The sequence below is a fragment of the Oceanobacillus sp. FSL K6-2867 genome (genome assembly GCF_037963145.1).
Lineage (GTDB): Bacteria > Bacillota > Bacilli > Bacillales > Amphibacillaceae > Oceanobacillus.
The window spans coordinates 2,976,176-2,990,654 of the sequence record NZ_CP150144.1 but is presented as its reverse complement, the minus strand read 5'-3'; the positions used below and the strand labels follow the sequence as shown (position 1 = coordinate 2,990,654).

At 39.7% G+C, this 14,479-nt stretch carries 14 protein-coding genes; 5 read left to right on the top strand and 9 right to left on the bottom strand.

What is annotated here, in order from left to right; translation table 11 throughout:
• Positions 1 to 284: 284 nt before the first annotated feature.
• Positions 285 to 428, bottom strand: coding sequence for a hypothetical protein (locus NSQ77_RS14535; RefSeq protein ID WP_339226752.1), 144 nt, complete (start codon positions 426 to 428; stop codon positions 285 to 287).
• A 600-nt stretch (positions 429 to 1,028) separates the two neighbouring features.
• On the opposite strand from NSQ77_RS14535, the gene NSQ77_RS14530 reads away from it, so the two are divergent.
• The 3 genes from NSQ77_RS14530 (at position 1,029) to rpsN (ending at position 3,959) form a co-directional block, all read left to right on the top strand.
• On the top strand, positions 1,029 to 2,447 hold the full coding sequence (locus NSQ77_RS14530; protein WP_339226751.1) for a zinc ABC transporter substrate-binding protein: 1,419 nt from the start codon (positions 1,029 to 1,031) through the stop codon (positions 2,445 to 2,447).
• A 222-nt stretch (positions 2,448 to 2,669) separates the two neighbouring features.
• Positions 2,670 to 3,650, top strand: coding sequence for a GTP-binding protein (locus NSQ77_RS14525; RefSeq protein WP_339226750.1), 981 nt, complete (start codon positions 2,670 to 2,672; stop codon positions 3,648 to 3,650).
• A gap of 39 nt (positions 3,651 to 3,689) precedes the next feature.
• Entirely contained in the window at positions 3,690 to 3,959 is a 270-nt protein-coding gene (rpsN, locus tag NSQ77_RS14520) for a 30S ribosomal protein S14 (RefSeq protein WP_339226749.1), read from the top strand.
• Between the two features lie 332 nt (positions 3,960 to 4,291).
• Here rpsN and NSQ77_RS14515 read toward each other — a convergent pair whose 3' ends face one another.
• Positions 4,292 to 5,260 carry a ring-cleaving dioxygenase gene (locus NSQ77_RS14515; protein WP_339226748.1) on the bottom strand — a complete coding sequence of 323 codons (969 nt, stop codon included), beginning with the start codon at positions 5,258 to 5,260 and terminating at the stop codon, positions 4,292 to 4,294.
• A 215-nt stretch (positions 5,261 to 5,475) separates the two neighbouring features.
• Between NSQ77_RS14515 and NSQ77_RS14510 the strand changes: the two genes are divergently transcribed.
• Complete coding sequence (locus tag NSQ77_RS14510) at positions 5,476 to 5,784, top strand: hypothetical protein (protein WP_339226747.1); 309 nt, start codon at positions 5,476 to 5,478, stop codon at positions 5,782 to 5,784.
• A 106-nt stretch (positions 5,785 to 5,890) separates the two neighbouring features.
• Here NSQ77_RS14510 and NSQ77_RS14505 read toward each other — a convergent pair whose 3' ends face one another.
• Together NSQ77_RS14505 and NSQ77_RS14500 are read right to left on the bottom strand one after the other, a co-directional pair.
• A complete protein-coding gene (locus NSQ77_RS14505) occupies positions 5,891 to 7,804 on the bottom strand; it encodes a VWA domain-containing protein (RefSeq protein WP_339226746.1) in 1,914 nt (637 codons plus the stop codon).
• An 84-nt stretch (positions 7,805 to 7,888) separates the two neighbouring features.
• Positions 7,889 to 8,767: a MoxR family ATPase gene (locus NSQ77_RS14500; protein WP_339226745.1), complete on the bottom strand. Its 879-nt coding sequence runs from the start codon at positions 8,765 to 8,767 to the stop codon at positions 7,889 to 7,891.
• Positions 8,768 to 8,844: 77 nt separating this feature from the next.
• On the opposite strand from NSQ77_RS14500, the gene NSQ77_RS14495 reads away from it, so the two are divergent.
• Positions 8,845 to 9,084, top strand: coding sequence for a hypothetical protein (locus NSQ77_RS14495; RefSeq protein WP_339226744.1), 240 nt, complete (start codon positions 8,845 to 8,847; stop codon positions 9,082 to 9,084).
• A 56-nt stretch (positions 9,085 to 9,140) separates the two neighbouring features.
• Here the strand turns inward: NSQ77_RS14495 and NSQ77_RS14490 are convergent, their stop codons facing one another.
• The 5 genes from NSQ77_RS14490 to NSQ77_RS14470 all read right to left on the bottom strand — a co-directional run bounded on the left by NSQ77_RS14490 (position 9,141) and on the right by NSQ77_RS14470 (position 14,460).
• A complete protein-coding gene (locus tag NSQ77_RS14490) occupies positions 9,141 to 9,995 on the bottom strand; it encodes an MBL fold metallo-hydrolase (protein ID WP_339226743.1) in 855 nt (284 codons plus the stop codon).
• Positions 9,995 to 11,407, bottom strand: coding sequence for a Na+/H+ antiporter NhaC (gene nhaC, locus NSQ77_RS14485; RefSeq protein WP_339226742.1), 1,413 nt, complete (start codon positions 11,405 to 11,407; stop codon positions 9,995 to 9,997). The genes NSQ77_RS14490 and nhaC overlap by 1 nt, the downstream gene beginning before the upstream one ends.
• Before the next feature lie 571 nt (positions 11,408 to 11,978).
• Entirely contained in the window at positions 11,979 to 12,566 is a 588-nt protein-coding gene (locus tag NSQ77_RS14480; RefSeq protein ID WP_339226741.1) for a PepSY domain-containing protein, read from the bottom strand.
• A 378-nt stretch (positions 12,567 to 12,944) separates the two neighbouring features.
• Positions 12,945 to 13,502 carry a hypothetical protein gene (locus tag NSQ77_RS14475; RefSeq protein WP_339226740.1) on the bottom strand — a complete coding sequence of 186 codons (558 nt, stop codon included), beginning with the start codon at positions 13,500 to 13,502 and terminating at the stop codon, positions 12,945 to 12,947.
• A 325-nt stretch (positions 13,503 to 13,827) separates the two neighbouring features.
• Positions 13,828 to 14,460, bottom strand: coding sequence for a YdhK family protein (locus tag NSQ77_RS14470; RefSeq protein ID WP_339226739.1), 633 nt, complete (start codon positions 14,458 to 14,460; stop codon positions 13,828 to 13,830).
• Positions 14,461 to 14,479: the final 19 nt, after the last annotated feature.

The window sequence follows — 14,479 nt, the reverse complement described above, 5'->3', positions numbered from 1 at the left end:
TCTGAAAAATTTATTAGGGTTTAATGCAAAAAATAAAGGAATTCAAAGCCTCAATATGAAAGGTGTAATAAGCTTGGAACGAAAAATAAAGAAAACAATGCGTTATTTCAGCTAGTTAGTGAAATATGCAAGAAAAATGTAAAGGATTAACCCACTATCTCTTTTTGATCTGTAGGGAGTTTATCTTTAAGAAGAACAACTTTCCAGTTACGCAGTACAAGAATACTGTTCAGTAGGAAGTAAAAAAGGACGATAGCCATAAAATTGGTAATCGTCTTCTTCATCTAAAAGTGAAGCAACGTTTCTAATCCTTCCAAGGTATGCGAAACTTTAGAACTAGCTTTGTAAGGTTTCTTTTTATCTTGAAAACCATGAATCTGACTTCCACTGTCACTTTTAGCTACATCGAGACCAACTACTGGATTCATTCATTATCCTCTCCTTGGAAGTATTTTCCGGCATCCCTAATCTTTCTTGCAGTATCATAGTTTCGCTTGTTATACGAGATTTTTGTCCTAACCAGCCTCAATCATGTTTCTACAAATAGGGGGCGAACAGTTTAGTTGACGAGATCACATTTCCCACTTGTATTCCGTTTTACCCCAGCTACAATATAATCATAAGACCATATAAAATAAGGTCAACCAGAAATATTTGGTGCTTTAATTGAATAAGACAATAATTGGTAATAAAAAGACCGACTTATCAAAAGTAGGTCTATTTTGTGCGATTCACTGTGTGTTCTGTCAGTGATTACATATGAGATTTTATATGATATTTGACTGTTTGCACCTCACAAGTAAACCCGTGACTTAAATGGAGGCAGTTCTTTTATTTGTAATCAGTCCTGTGGTTAGGTGCGCGCTTTTAATCGATTAGTCGATTGTTCAAGATATACTTCTATTCCCCCACCTTTCCTCATAAATTAAATTAAAACTATTAATCGGAATGATTACTATTTACAAATCGTAATGATTACGATATGATAGGAAATATTAAAAATCCTAAACAGGAAAGGAATACGATAAATGAGATTTATCCAGGCATTATTTATTTTAGGTTTTACAACATTTTTACTGATTGGCTGTTCTTCAACTGATGAAGGTACAACGAATGCAAAGGATTCGGATAAGCTTACTATTTACACATCTGTCTATCCATTTCAGTATGCTGTGGAGAAAATCGGCGGCGATTCTGTTGAAGCTAAAACGGTTTATCCCCCTGGCGCAGACGCACATACATATGAGCCTACATCAAAAGACATGACTGCAATTGCAGATAGTGATGCATTTATTTTTATAGGTGAAGGTATGGAAGGATTTGCGGCAAGTGCAGCAGACGCGCTTGCTAATCAGGATGTGGAATTAATTGAAATCGGAAAATACGAAGAGCTTTTCCATGGACATGGTGAAGAAGCACATGAACACGAGCATCACCATCATGAGGGTGATGAGCACAGCCACAGCAGTCATGCCGAGAAAGAGCATGAACATGGAGAAGGCAGTCATGAACATGAGCATGGGGATGAGCACGCACATGATGACAGCGAACACAGCGATTCTGAAGATAACCACGAACACGATGACCACGAGCATGACGAGCATCGTCACGAAGACACTAGTGAAACAAATGATGAAAATAGTGTTTCCATTACTATCGATGGCCTGGCTGGACATTATCATACTGGCGATTCGATTCAGTTAACTGCCCAGCTAAGCGAAGACTCTGACCATGATCATTGGCATTGGTATACATTAGAACCTGATGCGGAAGATTGGGAAACGGTACCCGATAACGGAACCGCCACATATGATGGCGAGGCTGTTGTTGATGGACAGCAAATTAAGGCTACCCTTTTTGGAGACGATCATGAAGTAGTAGCAGAATCAGAGCCAGTAACAATCGCAATCGATGATCATACTGGCGATCATGACCCGCACCTTTGGATTGATCCATTACGGATGATTGAGATCTCTCGCATCATTAAAGATGAGCTGATTGCATTAAATCCGGATGGAGAAGCTGATTACAATGCGAATTTTGAAGCATTGGAAGCGGAACTTCTTGCACTGGATGAGGAGTATTCAGAGCTATTAGCGACAAAAGAAAACAAATACATTATGGTGCCCCATGCTGCTTACGGATACTGGGAAGAGCGCTATGGTGTCAAACAAATTGCAATCAGCGGTCTATCATCAAGTCAGGAACCGTCGCAAAAACAATTAACTGAGGTTATTGACCAGGCTGAGGAACATAATTTGGATTACATCCTCTATGAACAAAACAGCCCGAACCGGCTTTCCGAGGTTATTCAGGAACAGATTGGCGCGGAAGCTTTAACGATTCACAATCTATCTGTCCTGACAGATGAAGATATTCAAAATGAAGAAGACTATATTTCCTTAATGCGATCTAACTTAGAAATACTCGACAATGTGACGAAATAATTATTTGCTGCGGCAGGGACATCAAATTGTTTAGATGAAGGACGGAGGAAATATACGTAGACTCTCATGGAAGGAAAGGCATAGGTAAGACACTGAAGTGCATAGCACAACGGATCTCACCAGCCGCCCATGGAAAACACAATATATTTCTAGAGCAAGTTATGGTTGGATTAATTTATCAAAAACAGTTTTGTCTATGCCTCACTAATTTATGGAGGGAAAATGAATTTGCTACGACAACATAAAATTCCAGTTACGATTCTCACCGGTTTTTTAGGCGCAGGAAAAACAACTTTATTAAATCGTATTTTGAACGAGGATTCGCAGCAGAAAACAGCTGTGATTGTGAATGAGTATGGAGATTTATCGATTGATAGTCAGCTGATCACCAATACAAAGGAAGAGATTATTGAAATCAACAGCGGCTGTATTTGCTGCAACGTTCGAGGTGACTTAATTTCCATTCTTTCCTCTATGCTGCGGCAGCAATTAAATGGCGAGCTGAAATTTGATCGGGTCATTATTGAAACGACAGGACTTGCTAATCCAGCGCCTGTCGTTCAAACCTTTTTAATGGATGAGGTCATGTCCCGCTGGTTTGAACTGGATAGTGTTTGTACAGTGCTTGACTCGAAGCATCTTCCTCAGCATATTAATTCAGAGGAGTTACAGGAGCAAGTCGCTTTTGCGGACGTGCTTATTTTTAATAAAACAGATCTAGTAAATGAAGTAGAACTGAAAAAACTGCAAGCACGAATTACACAAATGAACCCGAATGCAAAAATGTTGCATTCCATTAATTGTGCGATTGATATAAGTGATATTATTGGCATTCAATCATTTGATCTTGGACAAAAGCTTCAAATACATCCCAATTTATTAACGGACGAGCACCACCATCATCATGATGCTGTGAATTCTTTTGTATTTACCGACAATCGTCCCCTCAATTTGGATCGTGTCAATAGATGGTTCAGCTATCTCGTGCAAATAAAAGGTGAAAGCCTGTACCGCTATAAAGGAATTCTCCATATTGACGGGATGGAAGAACGTGTTGTATTCCAAGGTGTGCATATGTTATTTTCCGGTACAAATGACCGTCCATGGCTGCCAGAGGAAACGAAGCAAAGTGAAATCGTCTTTATCGGAAAAGATTTGGATAAATATGAATTGGAAAAAGGGTTTTACGCGTGTTTGCAATGAACACTCTATTACAAAATTAAAAGAAAGGAAGATCATAATATGGCTAAAAAGTCTAAAGTTGCTAAAGCAAGGAAGCAACAAGCACTTGTAGAAAAATATGCTGATTTAAGAAGAGAATTAAAAGCAAAAGGAGATTACGAAGCACTTCGCAAGCTGCCGAGAGATTCTTCCCCTACGCGACTGAACAATCGCTGTGAAGTAACCGGACGTCCAAGAGGCTATATGCGAAAATTCGGCATGTCCCGGATTGCTTTTCGTGAATATGCGCATAAAGGTCAACTGCCTGGCGTGAAAAAATCGAGCTGGTAGTAATCAAAAGCGTAAGCGCCCGGTTAGCGACGTACGGACTGGACTGAGCCGAAGGAGATAAAGGAAACACGGCGATCGAAGGGAGTCGATGTTGACTTTCACCGCAAGGGTATAAGTGCGACTAAGCCTCATGTCTTGACAGTCGGCAAGTCTTCTTTATCGTACGGAGGTGAGGGAAGTCTTGCTAGTCGTTGGGCGCTGGAGCTGGACGTAGCTGATTAGGTAACTAAGTTATCCACAGCATTCGAATTTTATATTTTCCTAAGGTAAGCTATTAAAAAATAGGGTCTCACTCAAAATCTCGTGGTTTTGAGTAAGACCCTTCTTTTAAATTACTTCGTATCGAGCGGTTCTAAGCGCGCTTCGATTGCTTCACGCTGATCTTCGAAGTAAGGCGGCAATGCTAATGATTCACCCAAGTGTTCAATGTCTTCATCTGAAGTAAATCCTGGACCATCTGTTGAAAGTTCAAACAAAATGCCATTAGGCTCTCTAAAATAAAGTGCTTTAAAATAAAAGCGCTCCACAACTCCTGAATTGCCAAAGCGTGCTTCTGTAATACGGTCACGCCATTTTTTCAATTCCTCTTCATTTTCGACACGGAATGCAACGTGATGCACACTGCCGCGGCCTGGTCGCTCTTTTGGCAGATCATTTCGTGTTTCTAGATGGATTTCCGCTCCTGTTCCACCTTCCCCAGTTGAAAAAACTAAAATATCATCCTGCCCCTCAACCGTTGATGGATAGCTGCCTACCTGTGTAAATGTTAGCAGCTCGTTAAGCACTTTAATTGTTGGTGCTGGATCTTGAACCGTTAATTTTACCGGACCAAGCCCGACAATACCTGTATCCACTGGAACAGGGCTGCGTTTCCAAGGTGTTCCACCTGCCACACCTTGATTCATTTCATCGGAAACTAATGTCAAACGCTGTTTCTCTGGGTCACGGAAGTGGATGACACGACGTCCACCTTGCTCCATAATCCCATCATGATCAACTTCATATTCATTGAAGCGATTTTCCCAGTAAGTAAGTGCGGCATCATTCGGCACACGCAACGATGTACCGGAAATACTGCTCACACCTGGATACGTATTCCCCGCTCTTGGGATCTCAAAAAACGTTAGATCTGTTCCTGGATTCCCAACCTCATCTGCATAAAATAAATGGTACATGGATGTATCATCCTGATTAACGGTTTTCTTAACGAGACGCATGCCAAGGACAGTTGTATAAAAGTGATAATTTGCTTTTGCATTGGCAGTGATCGCTGAAACGTGATGGATTCCTTTTAATTGCATGGCTATTCCTCCCAGTGATTTTATTATGAATTCATTTATTATTAATTAACTTATTTTTAATTAATTATATAATACGATTTATTTTGTTATTTGTCAATGGATATAACATTAACTTAACCGAATATGGCTGGTAAGAAACATCGTACTACGTGAAAAAAATGTCATATTATGTTCATCATCTTCTATGCTATAATACGAACGAGGAGGTGGTAACAATGGACAAGTCGGATCAAATTATTGAGATGCTCGGAAAAGTGATGAGTAAGTTGGATGAGCACAGTCAAACACTAGAAAACCACGGCTCTCAATTAAAGGAACACGGACAAATTTTAACTGCATTGCGAGCGGGACAGGATCATTTAAAAGCAGAGTTAGACGGGATGAAACTAGCAAGCGCAAAGGAATTTGGAGAAGTAAAGGAGCTAATCAATACGATTGCCATCAATCAAGAGATTTTGCGCAATGACACGTGGACAAATAAAGTAGACATCCAGCGTATCAAGAAAACGATGGGAATGGCCTAACATCACCTCGTTTGTGCCTCTTAGAATGAACGCTCCCGAATTAAAAATTTTTTACCTACACTTAAAAAGCAGGTCGGAGATGCTATCCAACCTGCTCTTCTCTTATCTATATAGCTTTTAACAATAACTTTTTCAAAAGCGGTGCAAAATGCTCCGGTAATTCAGCTACACTTGGTACCATGACACGTTCCCTGCCATAGATATTTTCCATCGTTGCATCTTCTCGCTCGCCAATCTCTCCATCGGCTAAAAACATTCCGATGACATCAATTCCTTTTTTGCGTGCTTCGGATACAGCGAGATGGGTATCGACAATACCGTTTTGATCATAGCCAGCTGCTGCGGGCTCTCCGTCGGAAAATACTAAAAGGAATTTATTTTTTTCGCGCCGTGCTTCTAAATCCTTTAATGCGACACGAATGCTGAAACCGTCACGATTATCCTCTTCAGGTTCGAGCTGCATGATTTTGGGACCATTGTTTTGATAAAACGAATCCGTGTGCGTGTGAATCATATGGAAATAATTCGGCTGATAGCCTTCCTTCACTTCATTCGCATCCTCCCAGAATCCGATGATGGAATGAGGAATTTGTAATTGCTTCAGCACCTCATGAAACAGCACAATTCCTTTTTTCGTTTCTTCCATTTTTCCGACCATCGAAGCGGAACAGTCAATCAGCAATGTAAAAACCGCATCGAATTCCTTCGATTCCTGATCTTTTTTATAAAATACCCGTGAAGTATCATCCAAAACAAGTGGCAGTAAATTTTTCGATAAGCGTCCTGCAAGCAGGTCTTTTCGCGGTGTCGTTTTCTTATGTTCGATCGTCTTCTTAATCGTATTGGCAAGTTTTCGCCGGAATAGATCAATTTCCGCTACATATTCCCGGTAAAGCTCCTCATCTTCTCTTGTTGGGGCATGCGCTTCTTTTATCAGCTTAACAGCATCGGCATTTTCTTCCCCATAGCTGCTTTCCGAACCTTGCTTCTGGTCCTTTGCCTCCTGCTTATCCAGTGCCTCCATTTCCGAATAGTCTTGCTGCTTACTTTCGCCGGACGTTCCTTGAATGGAAGCCATCGCCTGATCAGCATCCTCGGTTTCCCGTGCTCCACCGCCTAGCATGCTTGTTTTCGAACCTTGCTCCAGCTCAAATTGCAGGAAGTTTTGCTTCCTATCCTCATTTTTATTTTCACGGTGCCAAGTAGAAAACGTCTCATCGAAGTATTCGCTTTTTTCTTTATTTACTTCGTCTTCATCATCATTAACCAATTCATCCGTTCGAGTTAGTTCATCAAATAAGGTGTTTTTCGTATAGGTCTCGAGGTGTCCGATTGGAAAAATAAAATATTCATTAATGGAATCCTTATAATCGCGATTCAGCTTAAAAACAATCTGCTCGCAAATTCTTGCCGTTGCGTCCGTACTTGTTGCTTCATAAACAGAATAAAGCAGCGGCTTCAGCTGTTCAAGATGTGACAGCTGCTCCTCATTCGCCCTCGGGAAATTAGGATCGGGACTGTCTGCCTGAATCAGCAAATAGATCAGGCAGAATAATTCATCGAGCGCAAAGCTTCTCGTCACATTTGCAGCTAACTGCATTTCAAAGTAATTCCTTAAATAATTTCTCCGTTTTTGGAACATCACCACTGTTCCCGGGCGGCTCTTTTTCACAATTTCTTCCAAACGGATGTCCTCCAGGAGTGCGAATAACTGCGTAGCGAATTTAGGCAGCTCGGATTCCTGAATGCTTTCCATATATGCTTGCAACGTAGGTATATGAGAATAATGCAGCGTGCCGATTGTCCGTAAGAGCACATCCGTTTTAAACCCAGCTTCCTTCGTGTCCTGATCCAGCTTGCGCCAAATCTGGCTCACTGTTACCCTCTCATCAATTAGATCAATATGTGAGCCGTAGCTATATTCAAAGTCCAGATTTGGATTTCCAGATAAAACGGTCGCTAAGTCCTGTAACTGCATAAATAGTTTGGTGTCCACTTTTGAATCATGAAAACGATTCATCTGGCATTCTCCTTTAAAAAAACTTGGCAGCCACCAGGTTTTTGGGTGGATGCCTTGCTGGAATATTTTATATTATCCTGCTTGCTAAAATAACGTTTCTGCCAGGTTTTTCACAAATTCACGTTCGCGTTCTTCATCCAATTTATCAACAATCGAACGTAAAATTGCCCGTTTCGGAGGAATCAACACACTCAAATCACAAGCATCAAGCAACGCACGAATCGATGCCGCATCCTCAGACAACTTCCCTTGAAAAACAGCGGTAATTAAATCACTGGATAATTTTACAAATAAATCAATGAGCGTATTATCCGTTAATTTTGTATTGGAAACAATAAGCTGCTTTAACTGCTCGCCCTCAATATATGGAACCTCAATAACTATGAAGCGGTTTTTCAATGCTTCGTTAAGCGGAACAGTGCCAATGTATCCTTCATTGATCGCCGCAATCACGCCAAAGCCTTCTTTGGCAGTAATTATTTCATTTGTAAATGGATTCGTGATTGTTCTCCGATAATCAAGCACCCCATTAATAAGCGGCAATGTTTCCGGCTTAGCCATATTTACCTCATCAATATATAGGAAGCAACCAGCTTTCATCGCATTTGTCACAGGACCCGGGATAAACTCAATCACCTGCTTTTCATCCTCATAAGCAATTGTTTTAAACCCAAGCAAGCTTTCCGCATCCAAATCCACCGAACAGTTCACACTGAACATCGGCTGCTGAAACAACTGTGATAGCGTCTCCGCAAATTTCGTTTTCCCTGCCCCAGTAGGACCTTTTAACAAAACATTTTTCCCCATACTTAAAGCAGTAATAGCATCTGCAAGTAAATCCATATGCGGCGGCACATAGCCACCAGGTCGAATTAAATCCTGAAACTCCTCAGCTTGTCTTACTTTCCGTGTCTCATTTAGTTGTTGATTTATATTTTCAGGTAACTGATAATTTATGTTCAATGCAAAAACTCCTTCCTAGGACATTGTATACATGATTTGGGGGAGAAATCAAAGATTGGCTTTAGGGGGATGGTGTTTTGGCCGGGGAGGGTGCTGTTTCTTGGATTGATGGTGCTGTTTTGGACGGGGGTGGTGCTGTTCCTTGGCTCCATGGTGCTGTTTTCTCTGGCCGTGGTGCTGTTTCGGCCCGGGGTGGTGCTGTTTTGGCCCGAGGTGGTGCTGTTTCGGCCCGGGATGGTGCTGTTTCTTGGCTGGGTGGTGCTGTTTCGGCCCGGGGTAGTGCTGTTTTCTCTGGCCGTGGTGCTGTTTCGGCCTGAGGCAGTGCACATTAAAAGGGATAGAACATCCAAGTTCTATCCCTCTTTATAAAATCCTACAAATAAAACTCCTGTCCATCCTCCAATACAAAAAATCCAGCTGTTTCAATTAATTCTCTATATTTTTTATCCAAACCTATTACGGGATTGGAGTGGTTGAAGTGGGTGAAATAGATATTGCAGCTATTTTTATAGGCTTTAAACTTTTCCATTGAGACGGTTATTAATGGATGGGGAATATCATGATACGATCGCCCAATCTGTTCAAATTCTGCAACCGAGTAAAATGTCCCATCAATGAAGCAGTAGTCGATGTCTTTCATTAGTTCATCGAGTTTTATATTCCATTGTTCCCATCTGTCGATATCTGGAATATACAGCAATCGTTTTTGTGGACCTTGTATAAGGAAGCAAAACGTCTCGGAAAACTCATTGCGATGTGGGACAGATAGTGGAATAATACTTGCACCCTCCGGCAATTCATAAGCTTGTCCTGCTTGTAATGGGTGCAAATCAATATTGTTAAAATCAATTAACTGCTTCCACGGATAATGAGAGGATAGAAAATCGTTCATCTTTTCCCCTGCCATAACAGGCAGCTTGTGAGTAGAAACTGCTTCTTTTCCTAGAAACATCAGACCTGTGTAGTGTCCAATATGTGCATGTGTAAGAAAAATGCCATCCATCATTTTTCTCCATTGCTTTTGCTGCTGGACCATCATAAGCTGTTCTTTAAAATCTGGTGATGGGTCGATCATATACCACTTATTACTTTCCTCAAAATGCAATGATAGCGATGCAGCGAGACGGCGATAATTTTTATCCTGCCTTGCTTGCTCACAGTTTTCACAAAAGCAATTTGGGTGGGGAACTCCTGCGTCTTGCGCAGTCCCCAGAACTTTTACGAACATTATAAGATCTTCTCCTTTGTGTTTTGCAATGATGAAGTCGCGGGAATTCGTTTTATCGAGAATCCTGTGTAGCCAAATATGATATTTATGAGTGGCACAAGAAAGGCAAAAAAGATAAACGGAATAAATTCAATTGCCGGAACACCAAGCACACTTGCGGCAAAGACAGCTGGCACTCCCCATGGAACAAGGTTTATCCCTACTGTTCCTGCGGCCTCTACACTTCTCGATAAATTCAATGGTGAAAGCCCGAACTTTTTATACGTTTCAAGAAATCCCCTTGCAGGCAAAATAACTGCAAGAAATTGTGCCCCACTGGCAAAAGCTATAATAAAAGTTGATAGAATGGTTGATAAAATCAATGAGCCTACTGAACGGATTCTAGCAACGATGGTAGAAACAATTGTTTTAAATACGCCGGTAGCTTCAAGCACGCCACCAAGTGCTGTCGCGATAATAATAAGTCCAATCGTGTTGAGCATCGAGTTGATGCCGCCATTGGACAGCAATGAATCAATTTCTTCGATTCCACTTTCTGATACGTAACCAGAAGTCATTGCTTGTACGACCTCTGTCAAATTACTCCCTTGTACAAGCATGGCGGTAACTCCACCAAGAACTGCTATAAGCATCAAGGAAGGAATTGCTGGATATTGCTTTAGCATTAAAAACAATGTAAAAATTGGGACAACGAAAAGTAATGGATGGATAACAAACTGTGCTTCCAGCCCCTGCATAATTTCCCCGATTTTTTCAAGACTAGCGGCGGTGGACACATAATTCAGACCGATCATCCAATATAATAGGATCGACAATACAAACGCAGGAATCGTATCCCAAAGCATGTGACGCACATGTGCAAATAAATTTTCACCAACCATTGCGGGCGCTACGTTTGTCGTATCAGAGAGCGGCGATAATTTATCACCGAAGAAGGCTCCGGAAATTACTGCTCCCGCAACAAGCGGCAGCGGAAAGTCCATCCCCTGTCCAATTGCGATAAATGCGAGTCCAACGGTGGCAATGGAAGTAAAAGAGCTTCCAAGGATTAAGGATACAACCCCCGTTACAAGACATACAAGCGGAACGAAAAAGGCAGGATTCACAATAGCGAGTCCATAATAAATAAGCGTTGGAATTACCCCGCTCAAAATCCATGTTCCAATAATCGTACCGATAATAAATAAAATAAAAACAGCTGGCAATGCTTTTGAAACCCCATTAGAAAGGGCATTTTGCAAGTCATCCCATTGGTATCCTATTATTTTCCCAACGATACATGCGGCTGCAATTCCACTTATAAGCGGGATAAACATTCCTGCATCCCAGTAAAAAATCGACATCGCTGCTGCACCTATTAAAATAATAAGCGGAATAAGTGCCAGTAATAGATTTGGTTCTCTTCCCTTCATCCTATAACTCCCTTCCATGACGCATCCTATCTTAGTTGCAAATTAATATATGACTACTTTATATTGTTTGAAAAATTACGTCAATAGCAATAAATGTATTACTATATTTAGGTAGTTGGGGATTTTAATAGCTTTCCTTCCAAACAACAGCTACTATTTTGTCCTCGAGTGGATAAACCAGGGGAAATAAAATTACAAGCTAATGAATATGCTCTACGCCGATTCAAAGTGGTACATAAATTTTAGTATGCTTCCTGCTGAACAATTTAGATATTTAAATCCTTTTATGTCAGCATAGCGATGAAAGGAAGAATGCGGAACGCTAAGATATTTGGACTCCTAAATATTAGATATTTTTAGATTTTCTCTCCTCCCCTTGATCCGTCACTTAAAGTTTGAGGTCTGTTTTTCTTTCATGGGAAATGCAGCCGCAAATTACTGAGATAAAGTGAATACTCGAGAGAAAATAAAACCAAATACCAGAACTGGAAAAAGCTGATTTCCTTTATACAAGAAAATCAGCTTTTTAATACTTTTAACGTTATAGCTCATCCAAGTTACCTAATTTAAATTAGTCATCTAAATCGTCATCATCGTTATCATCGTTATCATCGTTATCATCGTCATATTCTTTATCTAATACTTTTCCTGTAGCACCATCAACTTCGACTTCTGCCTCTCCTTGATTCGTGTCTAGTTCTAATTCATAAACATATTGATTATCATCTTCATCTAATTCAACTTCTGTTACTGTTCCTTTTACAGCTTTTTCTGCAATTTCTATTGCTTGTTGTTTAGAAATAAAATTGTCGTCTTGAAGAATTTGTTCTTTGTCATCATAACGATCATCTTCGTCATTATCATGATCATATTCTTTATCTAATACTTTTCCCGTAACAGCATCAACTTTTACTTCTGCTTCTCCTTGATTCGTGTTCAGTTCTAATTCATAAACATATTGGTTATCATCTTCATCTAATTCAACTTCTATAACTGTTCCATTTACGGTCTCTTCAGCAGTTTCTATTGCTTGTTGTTTAGAAACAAAATTGTTGTCTTGAATCGTTTGTACGCTGTCATCTGTTTGAGCTCCTACTGTTACTGCTCCACCTAAAATTGCTGCTGTTGACAATACACCGATTAACATTTTGTTTTTCATTACCTATCTCCTCCTAAATTCAACTTTATTTTTGGTACATGTTTAATATAGCCGGCTGAGATTAAAAACAAGTGAACGTAATATTAGAATTCAATTAGAATTTAGGGTTAAATAAGATAAACAGTTTAGATAACAGGGAAATTGCTGCTTTCATTTTATACCAACCAAATTTGCATTTAAAAAATATGATATAACACATGCGTTATGAAACAAAAAAAGCCGACATTTTAATCGACTTTTAACTTTTCCTATTTTAAGTTAGACAACGCAATTAATTTACGTTGCTCATTATAATTAATGTACCATATATTGTAAAGGCCACGTCAAATGCTTTCCACATCATATTCTCGATGTTCCCGTATAGAAAGTGTTTATTTCCTATATCTTGCTTACTATTTCTTCAAATCTAGCTTTTTTATTTTGTGATCGTTGATTAATCTGATTTGGTTTATATTCTTTTAGTGGTCGTTCCGTTCCAAATGGGAAAAGTTCCTTCAGTTCCTCTGTGTTATATTCCGCAAGAAGGTGTCTTTCCAATGTCTTATATCTTATTTCAAATTCTTCTTCTTGGAATTCAGGCATCATTTCTTCTGAAGGTGACTGTTTCATGCCAGATATCCATGTTTCGAAGTCATACATACCTCTATCAATGATACCGCATAGATCTTCCAATGACTGGGTTAACTCCATCAAACAATCCAATCCATTGTGTAAAAAAAATCCATTTTTCTTTGCCTTTTCAATAGAGTGTTCTAGTCTGTAAAGATTCCCACTGTAACTAAATTCAACAAAGCAACTCGTACGATCCCAATTAAACTTGTAATTTTGAACCTTTAAACGTTTCATAACAACAGTAAGCTTTTTTTCATACACACTTTGTTCATTAGTTGGCATCCATCTTAATAAAGTTTTTGAAAGAAAATTTTTCTTGAGCATATCGTTCACCTTCCTTGTATATTCGATTAGTGCTCCCGAGACAACGTCCTTATACTAATCATTTCTACAAGAGGGAACGAAATTCCTTTAATAATCGTTTTACATTTCTCGACTATTTTTTTAGTATAATTGAAAAAGATGGTTTAATTGCTTATTCTATTTAAATTTTTTGGAACGCCTTGTCTAACTTTTTCACCAGTTAATGGAATAAGTTTATAATACAATCGCAGCTAAGACGTTAACCACTGCAAGAATCCATTTTTTAAAACCTTTATCAAAAAAAACCCTCACTTTATTAAATGAGGGATTTTGTTTACTAATTATATTATTCAACTGGTGATAGTTCGTTTTCCGTTACCCATTTATGATTTTCAACTTTTTCTCCAGTCTCCGAATCTGTATAGCTTACCATGTAGACATTGTTTTCTTCTGCCGAATCAATGGTAGCCGTAGCTCCTTTCATTCCTTCCATATGATCTGCATTTAACACAACTTCATCTCGTTGCTCATATGGCTGTTCTTCTGGATTTTCAATTTCTTCATGGATAACCCATTTATGATTTTCCACTTCTTCTCCACCAGTTGTAGGTGTATAGGTTACAGCATAAACTGTTGTGTCATAAGCGCCTTCAATGGTTGCAACAGCTCCATCCATGCCTTTCATGTGATCCGCACTCATCACAGCTTCACTTCCCACAGGATATGTTGGATCCTCTGCGTTCGCTAAATCCTCAGGAACTTCACCTGAACTTGAATGATCCATACCTGCATGATCTGATTTTTTAGAATCATTTTCTTCTTCGGAGTTAGATTTTTCATTCATTTCCGTGCTTTCGCTTGAGCCATTCTCAGTATCCGTATTACTATCAGGGGCAGTTTCCTCATTCCCGCCACAAGCTGCTAATACAACAGCCATCAGTAAAGCCACAATTCCTATCATTAATTTCTTATTCATCATTTTTTCCCTCCATTTTATA

Coding starts and splice junctions, on each gene's coding strand:
- NSQ77_RS14530 (WP_339226751.1), top strand. CDS start 1,029: ATGAGATTTATCCAGGCATTATTTATTTTAGGTTTTACAACATTTTTA.
- rpsN (WP_339226749.1), top strand. CDS start 3,690: ATGGCTAAAAAGTCTAAAGTTGCTAAAGCAAGGAAGCAACAAGCACTT.
- NSQ77_RS14470 (WP_339226739.1), bottom strand. CDS start 14,460: ATGATGAATAAGAAATTAATGATAGGAATTGTGGCTTTACTGATGGCT.
- NSQ77_RS14480 (WP_339226741.1), bottom strand. CDS start 12,566: ATGAAAAACAAAATGTTAATCGGTGTATTGTCAACAGCAGCAATTTTA.
- NSQ77_RS14505 (WP_339226746.1), bottom strand. CDS start 7,804: ATGAATCGTTTTCATGATTCAAAAGTGGACACCAAACTATTTATGCAG.
- nhaC (WP_339226742.1), bottom strand. CDS start 11,407: ATGAAGGGAAGAGAACCAAATCTATTACTGGCACTTATTCCGCTTATT.
- NSQ77_RS14475 (WP_339226740.1), bottom strand. CDS start 13,502: ATGCTCAAGAAAAATTTTCTTTCAAAAACTTTATTAAGATGGATGCCA.
- NSQ77_RS14510 (WP_339226747.1), top strand. CDS start 5,476: ATGGACAAGTCGGATCAAATTATTGAGATGCTCGGAAAAGTGATGAGT.
- NSQ77_RS14515 (WP_339226748.1), bottom strand. CDS start 5,260: ATGCAATTAAAAGGAATCCATCACGTTTCAGCGATCACTGCCAATGCA.
- NSQ77_RS14525 (WP_339226750.1), top strand. CDS start 2,670: ATGAATTTGCTACGACAACATAAAATTCCAGTTACGATTCTCACCGGT.
- NSQ77_RS14490 (WP_339226743.1), bottom strand. CDS start 9,995: ATGTTCGTAAAAGTTCTGGGGACTGCGCAAGACGCAGGAGTTCCCCAC.
- NSQ77_RS14535 (WP_339226752.1), bottom strand. CDS start 428: ATGAATCCAGTAGTTGGTCTCGATGTAGCTAAAAGTGACAGTGGAAGT.